Source organism: Prevotella sp. LMAG:51 (assembly GCF_008680225.1).
In the GTDB taxonomy this organism is placed as follows: Bacteria; Bacteroidota; Bacteroidia; order Bacteroidales; family Bacteroidaceae; genus Prevotella; species Prevotella pectinovora.
Genome location: NZ_NALQ01000016.1, coordinates 33813 through 45834, shown reverse-complemented (window position 1 = coordinate 45834; position 12022 = coordinate 33813). Strand labels below are relative to the sequence as shown.

Below are 12022 nucleotides of genomic sequence, written 5' to 3'. Positions count from 1 at the left end.
ACAACAATGAGATTAGATACATTTATCAAACGCCCGGTGCTCTCCACCGTGATCTCTATCCTGATAGTGATTCTCGGTGTCATCGGACTCATTTCGCTGCCAATCGAGCAGTACCCGAACATGGCGCCTCCTACCATCATGGTGCGTGCCTCATATACGGGTGCCAACTCGCAGACAGTGCTTAATTCCGTGCTTGCTCCTTTGGAGGAGTCAATCAACGGTGTGGAGGGAATGACATACATGACCTCTTCTGCAACAAACGACGGTTCGGCTTCCATCACAGTGTTCTTCAAGCAGGGTATGAATGCCGACATGTGTCAGGTGAACGTTCAGAACCGTGTGTCACAGGCGTCAGCTCTTCTGCCAGCCGAGGTTACCAAGGCCGGTGTGACGGTGATGAAGCGCCAGTCGTCAACGGTGATTCTTTTCGGTCTTACTGCCGACGACGACCGCTACGACGACAAGTTTCTCACCAACTATGCAAACATCAACGTCATTCCTGCCATCAAGCGTGTGAACGGTGTGGGTGAGTGTCAGTGTTTCTCCCAGAAAGACTACACCATGCGTCTCTGGATAGACCCGGTGAAGATGAAAAGCTACGGACTGATTCCTGCCGACCTCACAGGAGTGCTGGCTCAGCAGAACATCGAGGCAGCTCCTGGTTCTGTGGGCGAATCGTCTGACAACCAGTATCAGTACACCTTCCGTTACAAAGGTCGTCTGAAGACTCCAGAGGAGTTCGGCGACATGATCATAAAGTCTACACAAGACGGACAGACCATCCGTGTGAAGGACGTGGCACGCGTGGAGATGGGAGCCCTCTCATACAGCGTGGAGTCAAAGAACAACGGCAAGCCGTCTGTAACCATGATGGTGACACAGACTGCCGGTTCTAACGCTACAGAAATTGCTACAAACATCAAGAAGCTGCTGAAAGAGCAGGAAGCAACAATGCCTCCTGGCATCCACTTCGATATCATGCAGGACGTTACCGAGTTCCTCTTCGCTTCTATCGAAGACCTCATCAAGACCCTCTTCGAGGCATTCGTGCTCGTGTTCATCGTGGTGTATATCTTCTTGCAGGACACCCGTTCGACGCTCATCCCGCTTATTGCCGTGCCAGTGTCGTTGATCGGTACCTTCTTCTTCCTGTATGTGTTCGGCTTCTCGCTGAACCTCTTGACGCTCGCCGCCCTCGTGCTTGCCATCGCCATCGTGGTCGATGACGCCATCGTGGTGGTCGAGGCTGTCCATGCCAAGCTCGACCTTGGATACAAGTCGGCGACGACAGCTTCTATCGATGCCATGAACGAGATTTCGGGCGCCATCATCTCCATCACCCTCGTTATGGCATCAGTGTTCGTGCCGGTGTCTTTCATGGGTGGTACGTCAGGAACCTTCTATCGTGAGTTTGGTATAACGATGGCCATCTCCATCATCATTTCAGCCCTCAACGCCTTGACTCTTTCTCCAGCGCTTTGTGCAATGTTGCTGAAGCCTAAGAACGAGGACGGTTCAGAGCGCAAGATGTCGATGGTAGACCGTTTCCATGCTTCGTTCAACGCTGCCTATGGAAAGGTGCAGGCTAAGTACACCAAGGGCGTGCGTCGCTTGGTTGAGCGTCCGGTTATCGCAATAGGTTCTGTCATTGTCGGTATCGCAGTAATGGCAGTACTCATGTCAACCACAAAGACAGGTCTTGTGCCTGACGAAGATACAGGTACTGTATTCTGTACCGTTTCCACTCCTCCAGGAACTTCAATGAAGAAGACCAACGAGGTGATGGACGAGGTGGACCGTATGCTCGCCACCAACCCTGCCATCGCCAGCCGTATGCGTATCACGGGATACAACTTCATCGCCGGCCAGGGATCCAACCAGGGTACGTTCATCATCAAGCTGAAGTCATTCGAGGAGCGTCAGAAACTTGAGGGACCGCTGAAGTATATCGGTGTGCACAACCTCGGTTCCGGTATGGTGCTCGGTATGATATACAAGCAGACGGCAGCCATCAAGGGAGCGCAGATTCTTGCCTTCCAGCCGCCTATGGTGCAGGGATTCTCTGCTACCAACGGTATGACATTCTCTATGCAGGACCGCACCGGTGGCGATGTGAACAAGTTCTATGACATCACCCAGAAGTTCATCGGTGAGCTCAACAAGCGTCCTGAAATCAGCAATGCCATGACATCATACAACACTAAATATCCACAGTATAAGATTGATGTCGATGTTGCCAAGTGTAAGCAGAGCGGTATCGACCCAAGCACGGTGCTCACCACCATGCAGGGATACTACGGAGGTATGTATGCAAGCAACTTCAACTCATACGGTAAGCTCTACCGTGTGTATATCCAGTCAGAGCCGAAAGACCGTGCCGACCTGAAGAGTCTTGCAAACATCTACGTGCGCACTCAGACTGGTCAGATGGCTCCTATCCAGGAGTATGTAAACCTGGAGCGTGTATATGGTCCACAGGAGATCGACCGTTTCAACCTGTTTACCTCTATCAACGTGAACGCTTCTGCTGCCGACGGATATTCTACCGGTGATGCCATCAAGGCTATGGACGAGGTGGCAAAGACCACATTGCCAGCCGGTTACACATACGAGTTCTCAGGTCTGACACGTACAGAGCAGGAATCAAGCAACTCCACTGCGATAATCTTCGCGTTGTGTCTCACCTTCGTATACCTGATTCTCTCGGCACAGTATGAATCGTATGTACTGCCGCTTTCGGTAATCCTCTCTATTCCGTTTGGTCTTGCCGGAGCGTTCCTCTTCACCAACATGTTTGGTAAGAACAACGACATCTACATGCAGATCGCGCTCATCATGCTTATGGGACTTCTCGCCAAGAACGCCATCCTTATCGTGCAGTTCGCCCTTGAACGCCGTCGCACGGGTATGGCCATCTCATGGTCGGCAGTGCTCGGAGCTTCTGCCCGTCTGCGTCCTATCCTGATGACTTCGCTCGCCATGATCATCGGTCTGTTGCCATTGCTCATGCCATGGGGCGTAGGCTACAACGGAAACATGACACTCGGAGCGGCAGCCGTAGGTGGTATGCTCATCGGTATGCTCTGCCAGATTATGGTCGTTCCAGCGTTGTTCTACATCTTCCAGACATTGCAGGAGAAGATCAAGCCTATCGAGTTTGAGGGCGACAATGCTTCTGTTGACTCCGAGGTGAAACAGTATACCAACCCATATGTGGCTGGTGCGCTGCAGGCACAGATCGACAAGAACTCAAAGAAATAAAATAATATATCCAGTCCCATCGGAGAAACTCACCTCCTTTGGGTCTGGGATTATAAAAATACATTATCTATATGAAGATCAAGAGTATTATAGCTTTCGCCTCTGCCGGTCTGTTGCTTGGCAGCTGCGGAATATACAATAAATACGAGCGTCCCGACGTGAATGTGAAGGGCCTGGTGCGCGACTCCGCTTCCATCGCCGACACTCTCGCCGTAAGCGACACTACGAGCTTCGGCAACCTGCCTTGGCGCAGCGTCTTCACCGATCCTCAGCTGCAGTCGCTCATCGAGCAGGGACTGACTCACAACACCAACATGCTTAACGCTGCTCTCAACGTGAAGATGGTGGAGGAGCAGCTCATGGTGGCAAAGCTCGCTTTTGTGCCATCGTTCACGTTCTCGCCACAGGGAGTGATCTCTTCGTGGGACGGCAACAAGGCAACGAAGACATATTCACTGCCAGTGCAGGCAAGCTGGAGCATCGACCTCTTCGGCAATCTGCTAAACGTGAAGCGCAGCGCACAGATGTCGCTGCTCGCCACCAAGGATTATCAGCTCGTGGTGCAGACTGGTCTGATTTCAAACATCGCCAACATGTACTATACTCTCATGATGCTCGACAAGCAGTTGGAACTTGTAGACAACATGACAAACCTCACCAAGGAGACATGGGAAATCATGAAGCTCCAGAAGGAATTGGGACGTGTGAAGGAGACTGGCGTGCAGAGCGCCGAGTCTAACTACTATTCGGTGCAGGCACAGGCAGCCGACCTGAAGCGCCAGATTCGTGAAGTTGAGAATTCCCTCTCCCTTCTGCTCGGTCAGCCGGCACAGACAATCAGCCGCGGAAAGCTCGACGAGCAGTCGTTGCCTTCGGAATTCTCTACCGGCATCGGCATACAGCTCCTGAGCAACCGTCCCGACGTGCATTACGCCGAGATGTCGCTCGCACAGTGCTTCTACGACACCAACCAGGCTCGTTCGCGCTTCTATCCAAGCATCACAATCAGCGGTTCTGGTGCATATACCAACAATGGTGGTGGAGGTATCGTGAACCCTGGCAAGATGTTGTGGAATGCCATAGGTAGCCTCGTGCAGCCTATCTTTGCCCACGGTCAGCTCGTGGCAGGACTCAAGGTGGCCAAGGCAAAGCAGGAACAGGCATATAACACATGGCAGAATGCCGTGCTCTCTGCCGGCAGTGAGGTGAGCAATGCCCTGGTGCTCTACAACTCTTCTGACGAGAAGTCGAAGCTGGAGCAGAAGCAGGTGGAAAGTCTCACCAAGAACGTGGAATACACCAAGCTTCTCTTCAACGAGGGCAGCAGCACCTATCTTGAGGTAATCACCGCACAGCAGAGCCTGCTCAATGCGCAGCTCTCCAAGGTGGCAGATGATTTCTACAAGATGCAGGCTGTTGTGAACCTCTACTACGCTCTCGGCGGAGGAAGAAACTAAAGTTACACACCATTTAAACTTGTATATCATGATAAGTGAAAAAGCATATATAGCCCCGGGCGCAAAGTTGGGCAAGAATGTCACTGTCTATCCTTTCGCCTATATCGAGGACGACGTTGTCATCGGCGACGACTGCGTGATTTATCCTTACGTGAGCATCATGAAGGGCACACGGATGGGAAAGGGCAACAAGGTTTATCAGAACACCGTGCTCGGTGCTGAGCCACAGGACTTCAATTTCAGTGGTGACGACACACCGCTGATTATCGGCGACGAGAACATCTTCCGTGAGAATGTTGTCATCAACCGTGCCACATTCAAGACCGGCGAGACACGTATCGGCAACCGTAACTTCTTCATGGAGGGTGTCCACGTGTCTCACGACACAAAGGTTGACGACTACTGCACATTCGGATATGGTACTAAGGTTGCCGGCGACTGCGAAATCCACAGTGCTGTAATCTTCTCTTCCGGTGTTATCGTAAACGCCAATGTGCGTGTGGGTGGAGCCTCGATGGTCACCGGCGGTGTGCGCATCAGCAAAGACGTACCTCCGTTTATCGTAGCCACTGACAACCCAGTGCGCTACGGAGGAGTAAACGAGACCCTTCTCCACAATTCGGGCATTGAACCAAAGGTGGTAGGCCATATCGCCAATGCCTATCGCCTCGTGTTCCACGGACAGACGAGCGTGTTTGATGCCATAAACCAGATCAAGGAACAGGTGCCGCCAGGCAAGGAGATTGAATCTATAGTTGCGTTCCTTGAAGCATCTAAGATTGGAATTATAAGTAAAATGTAAATCATACCTGATATTTTTTCATAGCATGGTTTTTGTAGGGAATTGGCCGCGAGGTTAGTTCCCTATTTTCGTAGTATTGAGGTATGCCGGGCTTCTCTTGTCCGGATAGCTGTCGGTCATAAAATGCTTCCACAAAGCGCTCTGTATATGCAGACGGCGTTGAGTCGCTGCCGGCAGTTGAGACAATGGCAAAGGGCAACAGACCGACATATTCGCTGCCGTTCTCAGAAGACTTCACCGGCGGACTGACACCAGAAAACCGGATTATCGAGAAACTCGACGGCAAGATGCAGGACCAGTATCTGTGGCGCTTCGACAATTGGTATGAGATTCCTGTCACAAGCGGCAACTTCGAAGGAGACTTCGCTTCAATATCATCAGCAGTGGCAGGATACACACTGGTATGGGCAGTTCTCGACACACCACCACTCGTTCGCGGAGAACTGAAAGACGGTGAGAAGACATTCCTGGAGTTTGACATCGACTACAATGCCACGACAAAGAAGAGCACTGAGGCTGGAGTATACTATTCATACAACGCAGTGGAATGGGCGCCAATCGAAACGCTGAAGGGATATACCGCCGAAGACCTTGCTGACGGTGAGACAACGAAACCTGAACATAAGGTATATGACATCACCAAATGCTTCACTGATGACACCACGCCGGTATATATCGCATGGCAGTATAAGGGCAAGCTCGCACAGCACATGGCAATCGACAACGTGAGAGTTTACAACGGAGAGTCGGCTTCTATCGCAGCTGCCAATGCAGACATGAAATTCCGTGTTGAGGGCAACGCCGTCGTAGTGGGCGGTATGGCAGGCAACGTCAGTGTATGCACACCAAGCGGAATGTGTCTCGCCGAGGCAAGACTCAATGCCGGTGACACAGCAACGCTGCCACTCGCCAAGGGTGTGAACATCATCTCCATCCGCACGGCAGACGGTGTGAAGACAATGAAGATCAACAAATAAATGACGATGAATGATAAATGACAATAAGGAATTAAAGGTAAGTTTTAAACATGCGAAAAGAAAAATCGGCAATTTGACTTTTTGAGATTTCGCCGATCATAAGCAATAAAAATGTGCATAGTCTCAGCCGTGATGGCAGGGACTATGTTTTTTTTATGCTCTGACCCATGCCCGTTTTGATTGTCATGTGTTCCGACAGATTCAGAACTGTATACTCTTATCTTTTAACGTCATTTATCTTTTGCCGTCATTCATGTCCGCTCTTTATGCATTAATGTTACTTTTTACAATAATAAAGATGCTTATTCAAATATTTTGCCTAACTTTGCCCCGAACAATTTATATCTACTAACAAGCTAATCAAAAAAACATAAACAGGAAAATACAATGGAACAAGTATTCGGCTACATTATCAGTCTGGGTGCAAGTGTTATGATGCCTATCATCTTCACCATCATCGGACTGTGTATCGGTATGAAATTCGGCAAGGCACTCAAGTCGGGGCTCTTTGTCGGTGTGGGATTCGTAGGACTGGGAGTGGTGACGGCATTGCTGACCACCAATTTCAACGACCCGCTGAAGGGAATCTCAGACATCTATCACCTGCAGCTCAACGTTTTTGATATGGGTTGGCCAGCAGCAGCTGCCGTGGCATACAACACCGCCGTGGGAGCGCTCATCATCCCCATCTGTCTGGGAGTGAACTTCCTGATGGTCATTACCAAGACCACACGCACGGTGAACATCGACCTCTGGAACTACTGGCATTTCGCCTTTATCGGAGCCGTGGCTTATTTCGTGATGGGTGAGAGTCTGCTTTGGGGATATTTCGCTGCCATCGTTTGCTATATCATCACTCTGGTATGCGCAGACCTGACGGCAGAGAAATTCCAGAAATACTACGACCTCGAAGGAATCTCCATTCCTCAGCCGTTCTGCCAGAGCTTCATGCCCTTCGCCATCGTGTTTGACAAGTTGCTCAACCTCATCCCGGGCTTCTCTAAACTCGATATCGACGCAGAAGGACTGAAGAAGAAGTTCGGTGTGCTCGGCGAGCCCCTCGTCCTGGGAGTGATCGTGGGTATGCTCATCGGATGGGCAGCACAGCTCGACATCAAGAAGATACTCTTCCTTGGCGTCACCATGGGAGCCGTGATGGAACTCATCCCCCGTATCACCTCGCTTTTCATCGAAGGACTGAAGCCTATTTCAGAGAAGACACAAGAACTGGTGAAGACCAAGTTCAACGGCAAGAAGGTGCATATCGGCATGAGTCCGGCTCTTGTTATCGGGCATCCCACGACTCTCGTGGTGTCTATAATCCTCATTCCCGTGATTCTCGCTTTGGCAGTGTTCCTGCCCGGCAACCAGTTCCTGCCGCTGGCATCGCTCGCCGGAATGTTCTACCTCTTCCCGATGGTATTGCCGTTCACCAAGGGCAATGTGGTGAAGACGCTCATCATCGGACTCGTGGCTCTCGTCATCGGCCTGTATTTCGTTACCGACATGGCACCCGACTTCACAATGGCAGCAAAGCATGTGTTTGATGCCACTGGCGACAAGGCAGCCGAGATACCGGAAGGATTCTCCGGCGGTGCGCTTGATTTCGCCTCTTCTCTCTTCGGTTGGGTAATCTATCGTGGCATCAAGCTGCAGTATCTCGGTATGGGAGTATTGACGGTGATAACCCTTGCCCTCATGTTCATAAACAACAGACGAATCGTGAAGGAAGACAGAGAGGCAAAGAAAGACTAATTGAAGCAGGTGGGTATGCCATACAATGTGGCAGATCTGCATATAATATAAATCAAAAAACTATCAAGATAATGAAGAAACTATTGTTGTCTACAGCCCTTGCGGCTACTACTCTGTGTGCCAATGCACAGACAGACTATTCTATCCAGACGGCTTGCAATCCATTGGACGTGAAGACATACGACACCGACCGCCTGCGTAGTGCGTTCACAATGCAGAATGTGATGGAGGCAAACAAGATCCACCTCACATATTCAATGTACGACCGTCTCGTTTTCGGAGGAGCAGTGCCAGTAGGCGAAGTGCTGAAGCTCGAAGCCATCGACCCTCTGAAGGCACCATATTTCTGCTACAACCGTGAGGTGGGAATCATCAATACCAGCAAGGGTGTTGGTGTGGTGACCGTTGACGGCAAGCAGTATGAACTGCATTTCAAGGATGCTCTCTATGTGGGCCGCGGTTCAAAGGAAATCACCTTCGCAAGCAAGGACGCACAGAACCCAGCCAAGTTCTATATCAATTCCACTACTGCCCACAAGGCATATCCTACACAGATGATTGTATGCAACGATGCAGCTCGCGCCAAGAAACTGAAGTGCTTGAACTCAAACAGCTTCCATGCCGGAAAAATGGAAGAGAGCAACGACCGCGTCATCAACCAGCTGATTGTAAACAACGTGCTCTCTGAGAAGAACGGCGGCAAGGGCGGTCCATGCCAGTTGCAGATGGGACTCACCGAGTTGGCTCCAGGTTCAGTATGGAACACTATGCCAGCCCATACCCACGGCCGTCGTGTGGAGGCATACTATTATTTCAATCTGCCTGAGGGTAACTCCATCGCCCATTTCATGGGAGAGCCACAGGAGACCCGCGTAATCTGGCTGCACAATGAGCAGGCTGTGATGTCTCCGGAGTGGAGCGTACACTGCGCTTCTGCCACAAGCAACTATATGTTCGTCTGGGGCATGGGCGGAGAGAATCTTGACTATGGCGACATGGACAAGATACCTTATGTGGAAATGAAGTAATCCCTATGTGGATATGAAGTAAAACCTAAACGGCCTAATGACCGATTGGGAATAATCCCCTATCGACATTAGACCGTTTTTTTTTATAACTGCTTGCAGCCTTTTGTATTTTGCAAGGCATTTTGGCAAGTATACGGATTGACGGGTAGACGAGTAAAGAGTCTGCCCGTCAATTCGTTGTATGCTCGGCACGAGCATTGTCTAACGGGTGCAAGTCCCGAGTAAGCCTTAATAGCGGGAATTACATAGCCAAAGGCAAGGGTGTTCATCGTGAGGTGAAATCTGAAAGAAGCCGGTGGCAAACATCTGACCTAACGTACAGAAACTTCATACAAGGCATATGACCGTGGGTAAGGTTGCAACACAGACCAAAGCCCCATAGCTATTCGGAACGGTCGGTGTAAATGAAGTGGGTATAAGATGGAAAGACAATGCCCTTATCCGAGGAGGTCTCACGGACGCTTCAAATAGTTTTTTTTACGAAAGAAGCGGAGTAAAGCTTACCGTGAGAAGTCAGCAGACGCCATAGTAGTGCAATAGTCGATAACGTTGCACGAAGGGCTGAACCTAACAATTAAACGATAGTAATTGAAACATACCTCATGAAGGAAAGAATGCAGAAAACATTATCCCAAGTTAATGGCTGCCCCCAAAGAGATAGGTCGGAAACCGAATGGTATGGGGGAGTGCAGACCTTCATGTGGATGTGTGAAGACAACATCGTGGAAGTACCATTCGACAAGGAGCACCTTTTCGAGCAAATCCTCAGTCCTTCCAATCTCAACCGAGCCTACAAGGCTGTTATGAGAAACAAAGGCTGTGGTGGTATCGACAAGATGTCATGCGAGCAGTTGCTCCCATGGCTCATGACCAACAAGGATGTGCTCATCCGTTCCTTGATGGACGGCTCTTACCGTCCGAACCCAGTGAAAAGGGTAGAAATACCCAAAGACAACGGCAAGATGCGCCTGTTGGGAATACCTACAGTAGTAGACCGTGTGGTGCAACAAGCCATCAACCAAGTACTGACTCCTATCTATGAGAACCAATTCTCCAAGACAAGCTACGGCTTCCGACCGAGAAGGGGATGCCATGATGCACTGCGTGGAGCGCAAAGGATAATCAACGAGGGCTACACCTATGTAGTAGACCTTGACCTTGAACGCTTCTTCGACACCGTGAGCCATAGCAAGCTCATAGAAATCCTCAGCCGTACGATAAAAGACGGCAGAGTTGTCAGTCTTATACACAAATATCTCCGAAGTGGTGTAATGAACAAAGGCTTGTTTGAAGCGAGTGAGGAAGGAACTCCCCAAGGAGGACCGCTAAGTCCGTTGTTGAGCAACATCATGCTCAATGAATTGGATAAAGAACTTGAACGCAGAGGGCTTCCCTTTGTACGCTATGCAGATGACTCGATGATATTTTGTAAGTCCAAGAGGGCAGCAATGCGAGTGAAGGAGTCTATAACCCGATTTATAGAGAATACTCTATATCTCAAAGTCAACAAGGAAAAGACCGTAGTGTCGTATGTGCGCGGAGTGAAATACCTCGGCTACTCCTTTTATGTGATGAAGGGCAAATGCCAACTCACAGTGCACCCAAAGTCCAAAGCCAAGATGAAATCAAGGTTGAAAGAATTGACAAGTCGCAGCAACGGATGGGGATACGCCAAGAGAAAGCAAAAGCTGAAAGAATACATAAGAGGGTGGGTCGGCTATTATCATCTTGCTAATATGAAACGTCTCTTACTTGATACTGATGAATGGTTAAGACGTCGAATACGCATGTGTATATGGAAAGCTTGGAAGAAAGTCAAGACAAAAGTGGCAAACCTCATCAGATGTGGCATTAGTAAATACCAAGCATACGAATGGGGTAATACTCGCAAGGGCTATTGGCGAATAGCTGACAGCCCTGTTCTAAAAAGGGCGATAGATAACAATAAACTACGCTCCGCAGGGTATGCTACTTTAATGGAGGCATATCTCGAATGGTATCCAAAATAGGAACCGCCGTATGCGGAACCGCACGTACGGTGGTGTGAGAGGTCGGAAAACGAAAGTAGGAAGAAAACTGCTTCGTTTTCCTCCTACTCGATTTTACTATCTGGTTGTAGTAAGGATATGGTATTTCGATGCCCTCCTTGTCAAAGCGCTCCTTGATGCTCTTTAAGAGGTCGTATTTCATCACCGTGGCGTTTACAGCCGTTGCCGCCCATGCCCATGCACGCAGCGTTATGGCAGAGTCGCCGAGATTCACCACGCGTATCACCACCACAGGCACGTCCGCCTTCTTCTCTTCCTCCGTGCGGTGGTCTAAAAGCAGCGGGTGCTTCATTATCTCCTGCCGCATCACGTCGATTGCCCCGTCCAGGTTGGTGTCGTAAGACACGCCGATGTCGATGAACGAACAGGTGGAACTGTCGCCATACGAGGAGTTTATTATCGTGGCAGAGTTTATCTTGCTGTTAGGAATCAGAATCATGCGGTTCTCCACGTTGCGTATTATGGTGTGGCGCAGCGTTATCTCGATTACCGTCCCCACCACGTCGTCGTCAACCCGTATTAAATCCCCCACCTTGAACGGGCGGGTGAAGATGATGAACAGTCCGCCTACGATGTTCGACAGTGCCTCTTGTGATGCAAGACCCACCGCCATGGCGAGGATTCCTGCACTGGCGAGTATGGAGTTGCTTATCTTCTCCATTCCCGGTATGAGCGAGAGAAATGAGGCGCATCC

7 protein-coding genes and 1 pseudogene are annotated in these 12022 nt (G+C 50.1%); 7 read left to right on the top strand and 1 reads right to left on the bottom strand.

Features of this window, described 5'->3' with window-relative positions; all coding sequences use genetic code 11:
• Window positions 1-6: 6 nt before the first annotated feature.
• The 7 genes from CCC32_RS05585 to ltrA all read left to right on the top strand — a co-directional run bounded on the left by CCC32_RS05585 (window position 7) and on the right by ltrA (window position 11289).
• Window positions 7-3261, top strand: a complete 3255-nt coding sequence (locus CCC32_RS05585) for an efflux RND transporter permease subunit (RefSeq protein ID WP_287072890.1) — start codon at window positions 7-9, stop codon at window positions 3259-3261.
• A gap of 71 nt (window positions 3262-3332) precedes the next feature.
• On the top strand, window positions 3333-4718 hold the full coding sequence (locus CCC32_RS05580; protein ID WP_044072490.1) for an efflux transporter outer membrane subunit: 1386 nt from the start codon (window positions 3333-3335) through the stop codon (window positions 4716-4718).
• A 28-nt stretch (window positions 4719-4746) separates the two neighbouring features.
• Window positions 4747-5520, top strand: coding sequence for an acyl-ACP--UDP-N-acetylglucosamine O-acyltransferase (gene lpxA / locus CCC32_RS05575; RefSeq protein WP_042517081.1), 774 nt, complete (start codon window positions 4747-4749; stop codon window positions 5518-5520).
• Between the two features lie 185 nt (window positions 5521-5705).
• Window positions 5706-6497: a hypothetical protein gene (locus tag CCC32_RS05570; protein WP_287072885.1), complete on the top strand. Its 792-nt coding sequence runs from the start codon at window positions 5706-5708 to the stop codon at window positions 6495-6497.
• 387 nt (window positions 6498-6884) lie between these two features.
• Complete coding sequence (locus tag CCC32_RS05565; protein ID WP_042517077.1) at window positions 6885-8252, top strand: PTS galactitol transporter subunit IIC; 1368 nt, start codon at window positions 6885-6887, stop codon at window positions 8250-8252.
• 71 nt (window positions 8253-8323) lie between these two features.
• The gene (gene kduI, locus CCC32_RS05560) at window positions 8324-9280 is read left to right on the top strand and encodes a 5-dehydro-4-deoxy-D-glucuronate isomerase (protein ID WP_287072883.1); all 957 of its coding nucleotides are present in this window, start codon (window positions 8324-8326) and stop codon (window positions 9278-9280) included.
• 602 nt (window positions 9281-9882) lie between these two features.
• Window positions 9883-11289, top strand: a complete 1407-nt coding sequence (gene ltrA / locus CCC32_RS05555) for a group II intron reverse transcriptase/maturase (protein WP_287072881.1) — start codon at window positions 9883-9885, stop codon at window positions 11287-11289.
• Window positions 11290-11422: 133 nt separating this feature from the next.
• Here ltrA and CCC32_RS12785 read toward each other — a convergent pair.
• Window positions 11423-11941, bottom strand: a pseudogene (locus CCC32_RS12785) (mechanosensitive ion channel family protein); the annotation flags it as partial.
• Between the last annotated feature and the right edge of the window lie 81 nt (window positions 11942-12022).

Excerpts from the sequence above, each read along its gene's own strand:
- CCC32_RS05585 (WP_287072890.1), top strand. The coding sequence starts at position 7 with ATGAGATTAGATACATTTATCAAACGCCCGGTGCTCTCCACCGTGATC.
- CCC32_RS05580 (WP_044072490.1), top strand. The coding sequence starts at position 3,333 with ATGAAGATCAAGAGTATTATAGCTTTCGCCTCTGCCGGTCTGTTGCTT.
- lpxA (WP_042517081.1), top strand. The coding sequence starts at position 4,747 with ATGATAAGTGAAAAAGCATATATAGCCCCGGGCGCAAAGTTGGGCAAG.
- CCC32_RS05570 (WP_287072885.1), top strand. The coding sequence starts at position 5,706 with ATGGCAAAGGGCAACAGACCGACATATTCGCTGCCGTTCTCAGAAGAC.
- CCC32_RS05565 (WP_042517077.1), top strand. The coding sequence starts at position 6,885 with ATGGAACAAGTATTCGGCTACATTATCAGTCTGGGTGCAAGTGTTATG.
- kduI (WP_287072883.1), top strand. The coding sequence starts at position 8,324 with ATGAAGAAACTATTGTTGTCTACAGCCCTTGCGGCTACTACTCTGTGT.
- ltrA (WP_287072881.1), top strand. The coding sequence starts at position 9,883 with ATGAAGGAAAGAATGCAGAAAACATTATCCCAAGTTAATGGCTGCCCC.